Genomic DNA, 16,193 nt, shown 5'->3' with positions numbered 1-16,193 from the left:
GTCTGGGACGCGCTGCCGACGCAGATCGGTGATGGGACGCGCATCAAGGACGCCGACTCCTCCAGCCAGGCCGCGATCGTCGGCGGCGCGAAGATCGCGTTCAACAGCATGGACGAACTCACCCAGGCAGGCTACGCCGACAAGCCCATGCAGATCGTGCCAGGCCGGGTCTGGGACGCGCTGCCGACGCAGATCGGTGATGGGACGCGCATCAAGGACGCCGACTCCTCCAGCCAGGCCGCGATCGTCGGCGGCGCGAAGATCCCCTTCATCAGCATGGACGAACTCACCCAGGCAGGCTACGCCGACAAGCCCATGCAGATCGTGCCAGGCCGGGTCTGGGACGCGCTGCCGACACAGATCGGTGATGGGACGCGCATCGCGAAGGCCGGCGCCACGTCCGAAGCGGCGATCGTCGGCGGAGCCAAGGTCGAGTTCCACACCATGGACGAACTCATCGCCTCCGGCTACAAAGACGAACCGCGCCAGGTCATCCCGGCCCGCGTCTGGGACGGCCTGACCAAACAGATCGCCGACGGCACGCGCATCGCGAAGGCCGGCGCCACGTCCGAGGCGGCCGTCGTGGGAAAGGCCCGGGTCGACTTCCACACCATGGCCGAGTTGCAGGCCGCCGGCTACGGCGGCAAACTCCGGCAGGTCATCCCGGCCCGCGTATGGGACGGCCTGACGACCGACATCGCCGACGGCACCTACGTCAAGTCGCCCGACTCGGCGGCGGTATGGCTGATCAACGGCGGGCGCAGAACGCCAGCGAGCCGGTCCAGCGGGGTGCAGGTGATTCCCACCCGCGTCCTGGACGCGATCCCGCTGGCCTGACGCCATTGGCATGATGTGCCCGGCCTCCTCGCTGGAGGCCGGGCACATCACTTCGTCATCCGAACCGGGAACGCAGCGAGAAGACCACCCTGCACAGGTGCCCGGCCTTCCAGCAGCCCGGCGAGGCGGTCGGCGGCGGCGTCCGCCGGACGAGGCGCTGACGCCCGCGGATCACTGCTCCGGCTCGCCCGCGCAGCAAGGGGCAGGCCCCACGCAGCGGACCGACCGCTACCGAGCGTTGCGGGCGAGTTCGAGGGCACGGTCCGGGAACCAGTCACCCGCTCCGGGCTCCCCCCGGTGGCACTCGCCATCGGACTCCCCCGGACGCTTGACCCACAGGAAGGCGTCCACCCGTTCCCGCCCGGTCGCGGTCGTCGGCTCCGCGCCCAGTGCCCGCCCGCGCGGGTTGCACCAGGCCTCGTCACCCGTCGCCCCGGGCAGCCGTCCGCGGCCGTTGCGCGAGGTGTCGATCACGTAGTGGGCGCCGCCGAGCGCGGCGGAGAGCCGGTCGGCGACGGCGACGCTCTCCTCCACGGTGAAGAAGTTGCTGACGTTGAAGGCGAAGCCGTCGGCCTCGGCCGCCCCCGCCCGTCTCATCGGCCCGGCCCAGGCCGCCGGGTCCCGGACCCATCCGGCGTTGCCCGCGTCGAGGTAGACCCGGGCGGCGGGCCGCCGCTTCAGCGTCGTCACCGCGTGCCGGAGCAGGTCCAGGCGCTCGTCCGCCCGGCCGCCCCGGGTGCAGGAGTCCAGGACGTGGGCCAGCGCGTCGGGCTCCACGACGACCCAGGCGGGCCGGTCGCCGAGGCCTTCGGCGAAGCGCGCGATCCACGTCCGGTACTCGTCCGCCCCGCCGGCGCCGCCGGCCGAGAACCGCCCGCAGTCCCGGTCGGGGATGTGGTAGGCCACCAGGACGGGGACCCGGCCGGCCTGCTCGGCCGCGGCGGTGATCCGCTCCACCCGGTCGCGGGGGTCGGCGTCACCGATCCAGATCGCGTTCGGCCGGTCGGCGATCCTGCGGATCAGCGCCGCGTCGGCGGACCTGCCCTGCTCCTGCAGCGTGCGGGCCTCCCGGGCGGCCGCGCTCTCCGGGTCCACGTAGAACCGCGTCCCGCCGGAACCGCCCGGGGGCGGCTGGCCGCCGGAGCACGAGGCGGTCGCGAGGGCGAACGCGAGGGCCGCGGCGGCCAGGCCGTACCCGTTCATCGTGCTCCCTGGACGTGCACCCAGCGGGCCTGCGACGGGGTCCCGTTCTCCGTCACCGCGAACAGCATGTACCAGCCGGGCGGGACGAGAGCGGGGTTCCGCGGCACCGTGACGATCACACCGGTCCTGGCGGCCCTGAAGTCGAGCTTGACGGAGCGCTGCTCGACGTCCGTGACGTGGGTCACGGCGCTGGGCCGCATCAGCCGCATCTCCCGGATGCGGCCGGTGTCGGGCGTCTTGAAGCCGAACCGGTGGCCCGGCAGGAGCTCCTGCGGCCCACCGGTGATGACCGGCCGCTGCTCGCCGTTGTGCAGGTAGGGCGGGGTGTAGATCTCGACACGCTGGTCGAAGACACCGGGGACCGACCCGTCCTTGTCGGAGAAGAGCGGGTCGGAGCCCATGCTGAGCACGCGGCCGTCCGGCAGCAGCAGCCCCTCGGCGTGGTAGTTGCGGCCCACGGCGGGGGTGGCGGCCTCGTGGAAGCTGTTGGTCTCCGGGCGGTAGATCTCCGCGCGCAGCACGTCGCTGGCGCCCCGGCCCCGGTAGTCGCCGGACCCGTTGAAGGAGAACACGGTGTCGTCGGGGAGCAGGACGGCCGAGGGGTAGCGGACGGGGTGGGACAGGTCGGGACCCCGCTCGTAGCGGGGCGAGGGCCGGGTGAGGTCGATGATGGCGGTCCGGTCGGTGGCGGTCTTCTCCCCCGGCTCGCCCTCGCCGACGGGGCCGCCGCCCATCACCATGACCCGCTGGTCCTGCGCCGGGGGCAGCAGCACCGAGGCGCCCGTCTCGTTGAGCTCGGGCTCGGGCAGGCCGGGGACGGGGGTGAAGGCCTCCTTCTCGTCGGGTGCGTCGCCCGTGGGAGTACGCACGATCCGGTCGGTGTCGGCCCTGTAGTCCCAGATGCCCGGGGGGCGCAGCTCCAGCTGGCCGGGGCCGTACCCGGCGCTCATCCCGGAGAAGAAGAGGGTGTCGTCGGCCAGCAGGAACAGCGCCGGGTAGGTGGGGAAGAACTTCCTGGGCCCCTTCAGCCAGACCTTCCGCCGTGGGTCGTAGATCTCGTTGTCCCGGGTGACCTGGCCCACGGTGTCGAGGCCGGAGACCGTCATCACCCTGCCGTCGGGCAGCGCGGTCAGGGTCGGGTACCAGCGGCCCTCCCGCATGTCCCTGACCTTGATGTAGCGCTCGGTGACGGGGTCGAACTCGTAGGCGTCCCTGATGCCCTGGAAGTCCTGCTTGACCAGGGTCATGGCGCCGCCCATGGCGTACAGGTTGCGCCTCTCCCTGCCCCTCAGTCCCCGGATCTCGTATTTGGCCATGCCCCCGGCGGGGGTGAACACGCCGCCGGCGCCCTCGACCAGGGCTTCGGCGAAGACCTTCGTCTCGCTGGGCACGACGCGGACCTTCCCCGGCACACCGGTCTCGATCTTCCGGGCGGGCGGGACCGTGATGTGCGCGGTGGTCCGGTAGAGCCGCCCGTCCGGGGCGGTGACCACGGTGCCGGGGTGCAGGTGCCTGGGTCTGGCGTCGGGGTCCTCGTTCTTCACCACCAGCGCCCCGCCGGCCCGCTCGACCTTGTCCGCCAGCACCTCGAAGCGGAGCGTCCCGCCGGCGACCAGGAGCTTGCCGTCGGGCAGTTGGACGTGGCCGGCGCAGAAGAAGTCCACCGGCGTGTCCACATGCGCGAACTCCCCCGGCCGCCCCTCCTTGGCGGGGTCCCAGAGGATGGTCTTGAAGGTGCCCTCGGCGAAGCCGGCGGCGTTGTTGCCGGAGCCCGCGATGATCAGCACCTTGCCGGTGCGCAGCAGCGCCGCGTGGATGGCGTTGACCTTGAACTCCGCGGGGACGTCCAGGAACCGCCAGTGGCCGTTGCGCGCCTTGTAGTCGTCCTGGTTGATCCGGAAGTCGTGCCAGGCCCGGCTCGCGAAACCGGAGACGGCGGGCAGGTTGACCGCGACGATCACCCCCACCACGGCGGCGGCGGCCAGGTTCTTGCGCAGGCGGCTCATCGGCTCCTCCGGGTGGTCCACAGCCAGGTCCCCAGCGGGCCCAGGCAGATCGCCAGGGCGAGGACCGCCCACAGCGTCATGACGAGGTGGGTGCGGCCGGTCCAGAAGACGCTGAGCAGCAGCCCGCCGCCGAAGATCCCCGCCCACCACAGGTGGATGCGGAAGGTGGCGACGCGGTCGGGGCTGGCGGAGTCGCCCTTGGGGGTCACCACGAACCTGCTCGGCCGCCGCAGCACGGCCCCGGCCAGCGACGCCACGTAGATCGGCGCCGACAGCGCGGACATGACCATGCCCGCCACCCCGGAGGAGCCCTCCGGCTCGTGCGGGCTGACGTTGTGCCGCCGGTTCCAGGTGTAGAGCATGACCTGCAGCAGGGCGGCGTCGCCGTACAGCATGAGCCACACGTCCATGGGCACGGTGACGCCGGAGCCGCCCACGGTCATGAACAGGATCGCGCTCAGCCCGGCCAGCAGCCAGTTGAGTGCGGACATCGGGTAGAAGGTCACCATCAGCAGGTAGTTGAACAGGCGTCCCGGGGAGAGCCGGAAGGCCGCCTTCCAGAACTGGGTGAGCAGCGTCTCGTAGGTGCCGCGGCTCCAGCGCAGCTGCTGGGTGAAGAAGTCGGTCCACGACGACGGCCCCTCGCCGACCGCGAGCACGTCGGGGGTGTAGACCGACATCCACCGCTCCCCGGTCTCCGGTACGCGGGCCCGGTGGAACTCGATGCCGGTGGCCATGTCCTCGGTGATCGAGTCGTACAGGCCGCCGATCTGCTTGAGCGCGCGGATCCGCACGGCGTTGTTGGTGCCGACGAACATCGGCGCGCCGTAGCGGTTGCCGGCCCGCTGGATCAGGGAGTGGAACAGGAACTGCTGGCTCTCGGCCGCCTTGGTGACCTCGGAGTCGTAGTTGCCGTAGACCTGCGGCCCGACGACGAAGGCCACCCGCGGGTCGCGGAAGTAGCCGAGCATGCGCTCGCAGAACTCCGGCAGCGGCACGTGGTCGGTGTCGACGGAGACGAAGAAGTCGTAGCCGTAGCCGTGCTCGGCCAGCCAGCTGTTGTAGTTGCCGTGCTTGGTCCTGGCACGGTACGGCCCGGCGGGCCGGTTCCACGCCTGCACGCCCTTGCGGGAGAAGTGGCGTGTCCCGAGCTCGCGGCAGAGCGCCTTCATCTCGGGGTCGTCGCCCTCGTCGAGCAGCCAGACGTCGAGCACGCCGTCGTGGCGGATCTTCGTGGCGGCGGTCAGGGTCGCACGGACCATCTCCAGCGGCTCCTTGCCGGGCACGCAGGTGGTGATGAAGGCGACCCGCGTGCAGGGCTCGGGCGTCACCGGGACCGGGTCGCGGGCGGTGAGCATGGCGTGCACGTTGGAGACCACGCTGACCAGGCGGAAGATCTCGATGAGGGCGATCGTGACGAGCATCACCCGGTCGGCCGCGGGCAGGTACCACGGCACCCCGCCGTAGGGGTCGGGGCGGACCGTCCAGTGCTCGGGCAGGAGCAGCCAGACCATCAGGGTGAACTCCACGACGAGCGCGGCGACCATCAGCAGCACGGCCCGGACCCGGTGCGGCTCGCCCGCCAGCAGCGAGCGGTACCGGACGCGGTAGGGCACTCCCGGCTCGGGCTCGGTCAGGGCCCCGGCGAGCCTGCTGAAGCGCCCGTAGTCGTATCGGCCGATCTCCCTGGCGTCGGTGGAAGTACGCATCAGAAGATCACGTTCACTCACTTATGTACCGAATGATGATAAAAGGACCAACAACTGGCAATGGCGCATCATCATAGGGGAATATGCAGGTAACGACCTATTTGATCATTTTTTACCCTTTCGGGAGATCGCGTCGCGCGGGAGCGGCGCCGTACCGGCCTGCCCGGAAAACCCGTACCGGCCGGTGACGTACGGCTGGCAGGGTGGACGGATGGAAACCCGCTTCGTCCCGGACCACCTGATCCTGTCGGTGGTGACCGGCTCCCGCGCCTACGGGCTGGAGACCGCGGAGTCCGACGTGGACCGGCGCGGCGTCTTCGCCGTGCCGACCCCTCTGTTCTGGCGGCTGGACAAGCCGCCGACCCACGTCGAGGGTCCCGCGCCGGAGCAGTTCTCCTGGGAGGTCGAGCGGTTCTGCGCGCTGGCACTGGAGGCCAACCCGACGGTGCTGGAGTGCCTGTGGTCGCCGCTCGTGGAGCACGTCGCCCCGGCGGGCGAGGACCTGCTCTCGATCCGGCGCGCGTTCCTGTCGGCGCGCGCCCGGCAGACCTTCACCGGCTACGCCGCCGCGCAGTTCCGCCGGCTGGACCCCCGGCGGCCGAAGTGGAAGCAGGCCATGCACATGATCAGACTGCTGGTCAGCGGACTGCACCTGGCCCGCGAGGGGGAGCCGCTCGTACGCATGGACGAGCACCGCGACCGGCTGCTGGCGCTGCGGCGGGGCGAGCTGTCCTGGGCGGAGGTGGAGCGCTGGAGGGCGGAGCTCTCCGCCGCCTTCGACGACCTCGGCGACACGGGCGCCCTGCCCGCGGCGCCCGACCGGCGGACCGTCGACGACTACCTGGTCTCCGTCCGGAAGGCCCTCCTGTGACCGCTGTGACCGCGCCCCTTCCACCCCGGGCACGCCGCCCGCCGGTCACAGCATGATCACAGGCCCGAATCGCAGAAACGGGCCGGCCGCTCCCGCACCCGCCGTCGCGGACCAGCCGAGCGGGCGTTTCGCGGACCAGGCGTAGAGTCGTCCGGAGACGGAAAGGGGCCGCCCTTCGGCCAGGGGCCTCCGGCCTGCAGCGGCACGGCCGGGACGACGCGGTCACGGCATCGGAGGGAGTGACAGGATCACGTGTGTCCACACGGCCCGCGCTGCACAGCACGCGCCACTCCCCGCCATTTTCACTTTATATCAGATTCGCACACCTCATGAGGCGTCAGAAAATCATTCATACTGCCCGTTGCCAACCGGCCCGATGAACGATGGAGCAACGGAATTGGGTTACGTGCTGGGTTTCGAGCAGATCGACTCGACGAACGTCGCAGATGTGGGCGGGAAGGGGGCGCACCTGGGCGAGCTCTCGCGAATCGACGGCATCCGCGTACCGGGCGGCTTCTGCGTCACGACGGACGCCTTCCGGCGGGTCGTGGCCGAGGCGCCGTCGATCGGCGCTCGGCTCGACCTGCTGTCGCGCGTGGAACCGGACGACCGGGCGGCGATCCGCACCCTGAGCGCCGACATCCGACGCGTCGTCGAGGGCGCCGCGATCCCCGACGACCTTGCGGCGGCGATCGGCGGGTCGCTCGCCCGGCTCGGGGAGCGCGCCTCCTACGCGGTGCGTTCCAGCGCGACGGCCGAGGACCTGCCGACCGCGTCCTTCGCCGGCCAGCAGGACTCGTACCTGAACATCGTGGGCCCGGCGGCGGTCCTCCGGCACGTCCGGCGGTGCTGGGCCTCGCTGTTCACCGAGCGGGCGGTGGCCTACCGGTGCCGCAACGGCTTCGACCACCGGAAGGTACGGATGGCCGTGGTCGTCCAGCAGATGGTCTTCCCGGACGCGGCCGGGGTCCTCTTCACCGCGGACCCCGTGACCTCGAACCGGAAGGTCGCCACCGTGGAAGCCGGCTGGGGACTCGGCGAGGCGCTCGTCTCCGGTCTGGTCTCCGGGGACGTCTACACGGTGCGCGACGACCGGGTCGTCGCCACGGCGGTCGCCGTCAAGCCGCGGCTCGTCCGGGCGTCGCCGGGAGGCGGGACCCAGGACGCACCGGTCGAGCCGCGGCGGCAGACGCAGCCGGCCCTGACGGACGCCCAGGTCGTGCGCCTGGTGCGACTGGGACGGCGGATCGAAGCGCACTTCGGCCGGCCCCAGGACATCGAGTGGTGCCTGGCCGGCGACGACTTCCACATCGTCCAGAGCCGGCCGATCACCACCCTGTTCCCGATCCCCGCGGCCGACGACCAGGAGAACCACGTCTACGTCTCCGTCGGCCACCAGCAGATGATGACCGACGCGATCAAGCCGCTGGGACTCTCCCTGTGGCAGCTGACGACCCCGCGGCCGATGCACGAGGCGGGCGGGCGGTTGTTCGTCGACGTGGCTCCCGCCCTGGCGACGCCCGCGGGCCGCGCGGACCTCTTCGAGAACCTGGGGAAGTCCGACCCGCTGATCGCGGACGCGCTCCAGAGCGTCCTGGACCGCGGCGACTTCGTCCGGCCGTTTCCCGGCGAAGGTCCCGGCGCGGCGCCCGCCGGTGACCCGCCCGCCCCGATCGAGACCGATCCGGCCGTCGTCACCCGGCTGATCCGACGCAATCAGGCGTCCGTCGCCACCCTGCAGCGCGAGATCCAGGGCCTGTCCGGGCCGGCGCTGTTCGACTTCATCCTGGCCGACATCGCAGAGATGAGGCGCCTCCTGTTCGATCCGCAGAGCTTCCAGGTGATCATGGCGGGGATGGAGGCGGCCTGGTGGCTCAACGACCGCCTCGAGGCGTGGCTGGGTGAGAAGAACGCGGCCGGCGCGCTCATGCAGTCCGTCCCCCGCAACGTCACGTCGGAGATGGGGCTGGCGCTCCTCGACGTCGCGGACACCATCCGGCCGCACGCGGACGTCGTGGCGTACCTGCACCGCGTCGCGGACGAAGGCCGGCAGGGCGACGGCTTCCTGAACGAGCTGGCCGGACTGGACGGCGGGCAGGAAGCGTGTGACGCCATCCGGGGCTTCCTCGACCAGTACGGCATGCGCTGCGCGGGCGAGATCGACATCACCAGAATCCGCTGGAGCGAGCAACCCGCCACGCTCGTACCCGCCGTCCTCGGCAACGTCAAGAACTTCGAGTCGGGCGCCGGAAAGCGGCACTTCGAACAAGGGCGGCAGGAGTCGCGGCGGAAAGAGCAGGAACTGCTGACACGATTGCGCGCGCTGCCCCGCGGAGAGCAGAAGGCCGAGGAGACCAAGCGGATGATCGACCGCGCCCGCACCTTCGCCGGATACCGGGAGTACCCCAAGTACGGCATGGTCAGCCGCTACTTCGTCTACAAGCAGGCGTTGCTGCGGGAAGCCGACCGCCTCGTCCGGTCCGGCGCCCTGCGCGAGAAGGAGGACGTCTTCTTCCTCCGGTTCCAGGAGGTGCAGGAAGCCGTGCGCACCGGCGAGGTGGACGCCGGACTCATCCGGGAAAGGCGGGAGGCGTTCCGGTCGTACGAGGCGCTCACCCCGCCCCGGGTCCTCACCTCGGACGGCGAGGCCGTCACCGGCCGGTACCGGCGTGACGACTTCCCGCCCGGCGCGCTGGCCGGCCTCGCGGTCTCGGCCGGCACCGTCGAGGGCCGCGCCCGTGTCGTCATGGACATGGCGCAAGCCGACCTCGAGGCGGGCGACATCCTGGTCACCGCCTACACCGACCCCAGCTGGACCCCCCTGTTCGTCACCGCCGCCGGCCTGGTGACGGAGGTGGGCGGCCTCATGACACACGGGGCGGTGATCGCGCGGGAGTACGGCCTGCCGGCCGTCGTGGGTGTGGAGCAGGCCACCCGGCTGATCCGGGACGGGCAGCGGATCCGCGTTGACGGAACCGACGGATACGTCCAGATCCTCACGTGAACGGCTCCGGTTCCCCCGCTCCGTACGGAGCGGGGGAACCGCTCCCGGCTTCCGCCCCTGGCCCTCCGAGTTCCGCCCTCTCGCGGAACACGCCTTAGGTGATCTTCTCCCAGCGTTCCGTCCCGGAGCCCCGGCGGGCGGACCGGACGACTTCGCACTCGACGAGGTAGGGCACCTCGTCTTCGTTCCGGCTGATATGCAGTGTCACGTCCACCACACGCCAGCGGCCGTCCCCCACCTCGAACTGCAGCCCCGGAGCGGGCAGCTCGTGGAAGGGGAACGTGCTGATCTTCTTCGCGTTCTCGTCGAGCAAGATGACCCGGTAACGCGCTCTGGTAGTTCCGCTCACCGGGTCATCGTCGCGTAGTTTCCGGCGAACCGCACGGGACGCCCCGAAGCGGCCGGTCGGGACCGTGTCGCGTCAGCCCGGAGGAGCCGCTCGGCCGGGGGACGCCGTTCCTGCCACCGCTCGCCGCGTCAGGGGCCGTAAGCGTGGATTCTCGGAACGCCTTTCGGCGGCGGCGCACGGACCGCGGCAGGGCCGGGTGCCGTCCGGACCGGGGCCGGGCGCGTTCCGCGCAGCCGGGTTCCGGAGACGCCGGGCCTCCCACGACGGTTTCAAGGGTCGGATCGCGAGCAGGGCAGGGTGAGAGTGAAGGTCGAGCCCTCTCCCGGGAGGCTGCTGGCGGTGAGGGTGCCGCCATGGGCCTCGACGATGTCTTTGGCGATGGCCAGCCCCAGCCCTATGCCCTGGATCGCCGCCTGGCGGGCGGCGGCGGTGCGGTAGAAGCGGCCGAAGACGTGCGGCAGTTCGTCGGCGCCGATCCCCATCCCCGAGTCGCTGACGGCGATCGCCACCGCGTCGCCGGCGGGTGAGGCGTGCACGGTGATCGGGGTACTGGTCACGGAGAACTTGGCCGCGTTGGACAGCAACGCGTTCACCGCGCGCACCAGCAGCTCGCGGTCGGCGTGCAGAGCAGGCAGGCCGGTCTCGACGCTCACCCGGACGGGATGCTCGCCGGAGCGGGTTTCGGCCTCTGCCGTGCGCAACGCCTCGGTGAGGACCTCCTGCACCGTCGTCGGCCTGGGAGTGATCTTCCGGGGTCTGCCGGCGGTGGCGTTGACCGCGAGGACGTCCTCGATCAGTTTCTGCAGTCGCATGGCGTTGCCGATCACGGCTCGCATCATCCGCATGCGCCGGTCGGCCGGCAGCGCGTCGTCATCGCTGGTGGTGAGGATCTCCAGGTAGCCGAGGATCCCCGCCAGAGGGGTGCTCAGCTCGTGGCCGATGGTGTCGATGAACGTGCTCTTGGCGTGGTCCAGTTCTTCCAGCCTCGCCACGGTGGCCTGTTCCTGGGTGTAGGCCTGGCGCAGGGCCTGCTCGGCGCGGCGGCGGTCGGTGATGTCGTGCAGGAAGGCGTTGAAGGTCCAGCTCCCGGCTTCGCGGGTGGTCCAGATGACCGTCTCGACCGGGAACTCGCTGCCGTCGGCGCGGACCGCGGCCACCTGCAGCCGCCGTCCCAGCGTCGATGACCGGCCGGTGGCCAGGAAGCGTTCCCGCTCCTCCCGGTAGAGGGCCTGGTAGCGGACCGGCACGATCGTCCGGCTCATGATCTTACCGAGAGCCTGCTGACGCGACAGCCCGAACATGCGCTCGGCGGCGGCGTTCCAGCCGATGATGCGCTCGTCTGCGTCGGTGGAGACGAAGGCCTCCACCGACGTTTCGATCACCTGCTCCAGCTGGCGTCTGACGGTCTGCGTCTCCTGGCGGGCGAGCCAGCGCTCGGCCACCCGGCCCATCTGGCGGCTCAGACTGGCCAGGATCCGCAGAAGCGGCTCGTCCGGTGAGAGCGCCTCCGGGCAGAAGAACTCCAGTACGGCGACTGCACCGTCGCCGGTCATCACCGGCACCGTCAGCACCGCCCTGGCCTCCGCCGCCGCGTCATGATGAACATGCGCGAACAGGGGGTCGCCGGTGAGGTCGCGTGACCACAGCGGCCGTCCCGTGGCGACCGCCTGGCCGACAGCCCCCGCCCCCACCGGCAGTCGCGCCCCCGCCACCGCCTCGCGCAGGTGCGGGAAGTGCTCGACGGGCCCCGCCCAGATACCGGTGGAGACGAACGCGCCCTGGGGGCCGTCGGGCACCCACAGATGGCCCAGCGGCCAGCCGGTCATCTTACGCACCGCGTACAGCATCGCCTGGGCCGCCGACCGCGGATCCTCAGTGGTATCGAAGATCGCGGTGATGTCCTCCAGCAACACCACCAGCGACTCTTCCCGCTCCCCGTTCGGCATGCCGTCCCTCGCCCCCGTCGGCCCGACACCCGCAGCCGGCTGTCGACACCGGTTGTCCTACCCCGTACGGGAAGGGGAGCCGACCACCTTTACCCGGATCCGGGTCGCCGCCGACCGTGATCACGGCCTCCGGCGGAGCATGGACCCGCACGGCCTCACGGCCGTCCACCGTCGATGCGGACGACCGGAAATCCGGTTACGGACACGAAGCTTCGGGCACATATTTTATTACCAATAGTGACAGATTGGTTGCTAAACGCAAAAATCCCTATCGATGGAGGTGCGGGGCATGTCACGCCTACGGCGTCCGGCAGCGCTGTCCCTCGCATTCCTGCTCTGCTTTCCGGCGGTGGCGTGCGGCGGCGGTGGAGCCGGGGAGGGCTTTCCCAGCATTCCGAGCAGCCAGAACGGCCAGAACGGCCAGGACGGTCAAGAGGGGCAGGGTGACCGGAACGGCCAAGGCGACCAAGATGGCCAGGGTGACCGGAACGGCCAAGACGGCCAAGGCGATCAGAACGGCCGGAACGGCGGAGAATCCCAGGGCGGGCAGGTGCCGATCTCGCCGGTCGACGTGCCCGACATCCCGGAACCGGGAGCAAGCTTCGACAGCGCTGACGAGATCCATGGAATCGTCGCCGAAGAGGTCCGGCAGAACTGCGACGACGGCACCGTCTGCCTGGATCTCGATGTCGAGGTGCACGCCGACGACCAGGATCCGTCGTGCACGTTCCAGGGCTTCGATCCGGAGGCGGGCACACAGATGGAACGAGGAGCGACCCTCACCGTCCTGGTATCCGGAGCGGGCTGTTCCGCCGGCGGCGAGACCGGCGGCGAGTCGACTCCGACCGAGCCCGAGCCCGAGCCCGAGCCGGACACCGGAGAACCGGAAAGCCCGGACACCGGGGAACCGGGCACTGAGGACCCCGCCACCGAGGACCCCGCCACCGAGGATCCGGACTACGGGGAGCCCCAGCCGACGGCCACCTCGTCATGACCGAACCGGGCCGCGACGAACCGCAGGCCCCGCACACTCCGCAGACGGCAGGGCTGGGCACCCTGGCCCGGCTCCTGGGCGCCGTCGTCGCGCCGACGAGCCTGCTGACGGCCCTGCTGTACTTCTTCGGCTGGAACCACACCCACTGGCTCTTCCACGAGTTCGGGGTCAACGCCACGGTGCTCGGCTTCTCCGCCACCGACTACCTGGTGAGCAGCCAGAACGTGCTGTTCGTCCCCCTCACGGTGGCCGCTCTCGCCGGGCTGGCCGCCCTGTGGGCGCATGCCGCGCTGCGCGCCCGCATCACCGACGGCACCGGCCCCCGCCTGCTGCGGTACGCCGTTCCCGCGATGCTGCTGGTCGGCCTCGTCCTCATGCTGGCCGGGATCGCCAGCATCTTCACCGCCACCGTGCTGGAGCGTTACCTGGCGGTCCCGCCGCTGTGCCTGGCGCTGGGGGTCCTCCTGCTGGCCTACGCCAGGCGGCTGCGCTCCGACCCGGCCGCCGGCAGGCCCGGCGTGGCCGCGGTCACCGAGTGGGCGATCGTGTTCCTGCTGGTCGCCATCAGCCTGTTCTGGGCCGTGGGCGACTACGCCGCCGCCGCCGGAAGAACGAGGGCGCACCGGCTGGCGGCCCGCCTGGACCAGCAGCCCAGCGCCGTCCTCTACAGCGAGAGCAGCCTCAGCCTGGCGATTCCCGGCGTCCGCGAGACCCCCTGCCGCGACGGCAAGGCCGCCTACCGGTTCCGCTACGACGGGCTGAAGCTCATCGTGCAGTCCGCCGACCAGTACGTCTTCCTGCCGGAGACGTGGAACTTCACCGACGGCGTGGCGGTCCTCCTCCCGCGCAGCCCGAAGCTGCGGCTGGAGTTCCTGCGCGCCGGCCGCCCGGCTCCCGCCGCCCCCACCTGCTGAGCCGCGTCCGCCGGGCCTCCCGCGGCAGGAGACGGAGAGCCCGGAGGTTCGTTCTCCATGCGGAACGGTCATGCAGCGCCCCGGGCCGTACGGTCCGCACTCCTGGACCACACCCTTGACGCCTCCTGTCAGATCGGTTAGATCACAGGGAGCCCGTCGATCATCCCCGAGGGAGCACCATATGCCTGACAGAGTGTTGTTACGACGTGCGGGACGCGCCGCGGCGTCCGCGGTGGCAGCGGGTTCGCTGGTCGCGGCCGGAGCCGTACCCGCATCGGCGGCCCCGGCCGGAGACAGGCCGCCGAGGACCACCAAGGGCCCGTGCCGCTACACCGAGACGCCGGACGAGCCGGCCGTGCGCAAGGTGCCGCTGCCGCCGGATCCGCGCCGCACTCCCACCCGGCGGGTCTCCGCGGTCCTCGAGACCGACCACGGTGACATCGGGCTGACCCTCGACCCGGCCAAGGCTCCCTGCACGGTGCAGAGCTTCGTTCACCTCGTCCGGCACAGGTTCTACGACGCCACCTCATGCCACCGGCTGACCGCCTACGACCGGCTGAAGGTGCTGCAGTGCGGCGACCCGAGTTTCACCGGCGAAGGCGGGCCCGGCTACCGGTACAAGGACGAGCTGCCCACCGACCTGCCGCCGTGGCCGGGCGACTCCACCGGAGCGCGGAAGACGTACGCGCGCGGGGTGCTCGCCATGGCCAACGCCGGACCGGACACCAACGGCAGCCAGTTCTTCCTGGTCTACGGCGACTCCGGGCTGCTGCCCAACTACACGGTCTTCGGGACGGTCGACGCCGCCGGTCTCGCCGCCCTGGACCGCATCGCCGCCGGCGGCATCCAGCCCGCTCCCGAGGGCCCGACCCCACCGGTGGACGGCAGACCCGTGCTCCCGGTCGACATCGACGACGCCCGGGTCCGCCGCTAGCCGGTCACAGCGGAGCGCCGCCGAACCCGATCTCGTTCCCGTCGGGGTCGCGGTAGGTGACCGGGATTCCTGCGGACAGGTCGAGGGCCATGCCGCAATCCTACGGACCCCGGCTGGCGTCGCCGGTTCCCATGCGCTTCGGGGCAGGCCCCGCCCGCGGCGCCGCGCCCGCCTGCGGTGACCGGCGCGGCCGCTCGGTCAGGCGCCCTTGAGCAGTTCCCACCACGGGTCGAGCAGGGGCGGGTCGGCGGCGTCGATCCGGTCGCCCGGGCGCGGGACGGCGAGCCGGACGTCGTGGGCCTTGGCCTCGTGCCGGAGCCGGTCGACGGGTTCGGCCCAGGGGTGCAGGGCGAGGGTGAAGGTCGCCCAGTGCACCGGCAGCAGCAGTTCGCCGCCCAGGTCGAGGTGGGCGGTGACCGCCTCCTCGGGATCCATGTGGATGTCGGGCCAGCTCGGGCTGTAGGCGCCGATCGGCATGAGGGTGAGGTCGAAGGGGCCGTGGGCGGCGCCGATGCGGGCGTAGCCGTCGAAGTATCCGGAGTCGCCCGCGTAGAACACGCGCTTGCCGGCACCGGCGACCACCCACGAGCCCCACAGGGTGCCGTTGCGCCTGAAGGCGCGGCCGGAGAAGTGGCGGGCCGCGGTGGCGACGAAGCGCAGTCCCGCGACGGTCGCCTCCTCCTCCCAGTCGAGCTCGATGATCCGTTCGGCGGGCACGTTCCAGCGCTCCAGATGGGCGCCGATGCCGAGCGGGACCAGGAAGGGCGCGCTCTGCGCCGCGGTGAGCGCGCGGACCGTCGCCCGGTCGAGGTGGTCGTAGTGGTCGTGCGAGATCACGACGGCGTCGAGCGCGGGGAGGTCCGCCAGGGGCGCCGGAAGGGGGTGGATGCGCCGGGGACCCGCGAAGGGGACGGGTGAGACGCGGTGGCTCCAGACCGGGTCGAACAGCACGCGCCGTCCCTCGATCTCCACCAGCGTGGTGGCGTGGCCGTACCAGACGGCGCTCAGGCCGGTCTCGGACGGCGGTACGGCCGGGGCGGCCACCAGCGGGACCGGCCCGGAGGGCTTGCGCCCGTCGCGGTTGAGGAGCATGTCCCGGATCAGCTCCGGGAGGCTGCCCACCGGCGGCGTGTACGAACCGGACACGCCGTTGTGGAAGACGCCGTCGCGGAACTGCGGCGAGCGCAGCATGCGCTCCAGCCGCTCCCCCGCGGCCCGGCCGCCCAGCTCCGCCGGGACGTTCCGCAGCGCCCACCCTGCGGCGGCCAGCGCCAGCCCGCCCGCGACCAGCCGCCCCGCCGATCCTCTGTCCGCCATCCGGCCCGCTCCCTCCGTCTCGGTCCCCTCCGTCCAACTGATCATCGGGCCCGGGTGTTCCCGGTGGTGGGAGTGGGCTCCCTCACGAGCGGGCGGCCGTCGTCCCGCC

12 protein-coding genes are annotated in these 16,193 nt (G+C 71.5%); 6 read left to right on the top strand and 6 right to left on the bottom strand.

Annotated features, from left to right (window positions below):
• A partial coding sequence (locus tag FHS22_RS26940; RefSeq protein ID WP_184946068.1) for a hypothetical protein occupies positions 1–837 on the top strand: 837 nt, incomplete at its 5' end.
• Between the two features lie 228 nt (positions 838–1,065).
• Here FHS22_RS26940 and FHS22_RS26935 read toward each other — a convergent pair.
• Genes FHS22_RS26935 through FHS22_RS26925 form a run of 3 tightly spaced genes read right to left on the bottom strand, consistent with a single transcriptional unit; the run spans position 1,066 to position 5,755 of the window.
• The gene (locus FHS22_RS26935) at positions 1,066–2,040 is read right to left on the bottom strand and encodes a glycoside hydrolase family 6 protein (protein ID WP_184946066.1); all 975 of its coding nucleotides are present in this window, start codon (positions 2,038–2,040) and stop codon (positions 1,066–1,068) included.
• Positions 2,037–4,067 (bottom strand): radical copper oxidase GlxA, encoded by a 2,031-nt coding sequence (glxA, locus tag FHS22_RS26930; RefSeq protein WP_338047968.1) that lies wholly within the window; start codon positions 4,065–4,067, stop codon positions 2,037–2,039. Before glxA ends, FHS22_RS26935 begins: the two co-directional genes overlap by 4 nt.
• Positions 4,043–5,755, bottom strand: coding sequence for a glycosyltransferase family 2 protein (locus FHS22_RS26925; RefSeq protein WP_184946064.1), 1,713 nt, complete (start codon positions 5,753–5,755; stop codon positions 4,043–4,045). Before FHS22_RS26925 ends, glxA begins: the two co-directional genes overlap by 25 nt.
• 211 nt (positions 5,756–5,966) lie before the next feature.
• Between FHS22_RS26925 and FHS22_RS26920 the strand changes: the two genes are divergently transcribed.
• Complete coding sequence (locus FHS22_RS26920; protein ID WP_184946059.1) at positions 5,967–6,626, top strand: nucleotidyltransferase domain-containing protein; 660 nt, start codon at positions 5,967–5,969, stop codon at positions 6,624–6,626.
• 397 nt (positions 6,627–7,023) lie between these two features.
• On the top strand, positions 7,024–9,630 hold the full coding sequence (rph, locus tag FHS22_RS26915) for a rifamycin-inactivating phosphotransferase (protein ID WP_260408311.1): 2,607 nt from the start codon (positions 7,024–7,026) through the stop codon (positions 9,628–9,630).
• Positions 9,631–9,724: 94 nt separating this feature from the next.
• Here the strand turns inward: rph and FHS22_RS26910 are convergent, their stop codons facing one another.
• Both FHS22_RS26910 and FHS22_RS26905 read right to left on the bottom strand, forming a co-directional pair.
• Positions 9,725–9,979 carry a hypothetical protein gene (locus tag FHS22_RS26910; RefSeq protein ID WP_184946055.1) on the bottom strand — a complete coding sequence of 85 codons (255 nt, stop codon included), beginning with the start codon at positions 9,977–9,979 and terminating at the stop codon, positions 9,725–9,727.
• A gap of 269 nt (positions 9,980–10,248) precedes the next feature.
• A complete protein-coding gene (locus FHS22_RS26905; RefSeq protein WP_184946053.1) occupies positions 10,249–11,925 on the bottom strand; it encodes an ATP-binding protein in 1,677 nt (558 codons plus the stop codon).
• A 274-nt stretch (positions 11,926–12,199) separates the two neighbouring features.
• Here FHS22_RS26905 and FHS22_RS26900 point away from each other — a divergent pair, with 274 nt between their 5' ends.
• The 3 genes from FHS22_RS26900 to FHS22_RS26890 all read left to right on the top strand — a co-directional run bounded on the left by FHS22_RS26900 (position 12,200) and on the right by FHS22_RS26890 (position 14,767).
• The gene (locus FHS22_RS26900; protein ID WP_184946051.1) at positions 12,200–12,919 is read left to right on the top strand and encodes a hypothetical protein; all 720 of its coding nucleotides are present in this window, start codon (positions 12,200–12,202) and stop codon (positions 12,917–12,919) included.
• Positions 12,916–13,833 carry a hypothetical protein gene (locus FHS22_RS26895; protein ID WP_184946050.1) on the top strand — a complete coding sequence of 306 codons (918 nt, stop codon included), beginning with the start codon at positions 12,916–12,918 and terminating at the stop codon, positions 13,831–13,833. The genes FHS22_RS26900 and FHS22_RS26895 overlap by 4 nt, the downstream gene beginning before the upstream one ends.
• 232 nt (positions 13,834–14,065) lie before the next feature.
• Complete coding sequence (locus tag FHS22_RS26890) at positions 14,066–14,767, top strand: peptidylprolyl isomerase (RefSeq protein ID WP_338047967.1); 702 nt, start codon at positions 14,066–14,068, stop codon at positions 14,765–14,767.
• Positions 14,768–14,965: 198 nt separating this feature from the next.
• On the opposite strand, the gene FHS22_RS26885 is transcribed toward FHS22_RS26890, so the two are convergent.
• Positions 14,966–16,084: an MBL fold metallo-hydrolase gene (locus tag FHS22_RS26885; protein WP_184946047.1), complete on the bottom strand. Its 1,119-nt coding sequence runs from the start codon at positions 16,082–16,084 to the stop codon at positions 14,966–14,968.
• Positions 16,085–16,193 lie beyond the last annotated feature (109 nt).

This window comes from Thiemannella venezuelensis (assembly GCF_014203605.1).
Classification (GTDB): domain Bacteria; phylum Actinomycetota; class Actinomycetes; order Streptosporangiales; family Streptosporangiaceae; genus Planomonospora_A; species Planomonospora_A venezuelensis.
Note: the sequence above shows the minus strand (reverse complement) of the source record. Positions and strands in the feature narration are given on the sequence as shown.

What these genes read in the sequence shown, in the direction of transcription:
- FHS22_RS26935 (WP_184946066.1), bottom strand. Translation starts at nt 2,040, where the DNA reads ATGAACGGGTACGGCCTGGCCGCCGCGGCCCTCGCGTTCGCCCTCGCG.
- FHS22_RS26925 (WP_184946064.1), bottom strand. Translation starts at nt 5,755, where the DNA reads ATGCGTACTTCCACCGACGCCAGGGAGATCGGCCGATACGACTACGGG.
- FHS22_RS26920 (WP_184946059.1), top strand. Translation starts at nt 5,967, where the DNA reads ATGGAAACCCGCTTCGTCCCGGACCACCTGATCCTGTCGGTGGTGACC.
- FHS22_RS26905 (WP_184946053.1), bottom strand. Translation starts at nt 11,925, where the DNA reads ATGCCGAACGGGGAGCGGGAAGAGTCGCTGGTGGTGTTGCTGGAGGAC.
- FHS22_RS26900 (WP_184946051.1), top strand. Translation starts at nt 12,200, where the DNA reads ATGGAGGTGCGGGGCATGTCACGCCTACGGCGTCCGGCAGCGCTGTCC.
- FHS22_RS26895 (WP_184946050.1), top strand. Translation starts at nt 12,916, where the DNA reads ATGACCGAACCGGGCCGCGACGAACCGCAGGCCCCGCACACTCCGCAG.
- FHS22_RS26885 (WP_184946047.1), bottom strand. Translation starts at nt 16,084, where the DNA reads ATGGCGGACAGAGGATCGGCGGGGCGGCTGGTCGCGGGCGGGCTGGCG.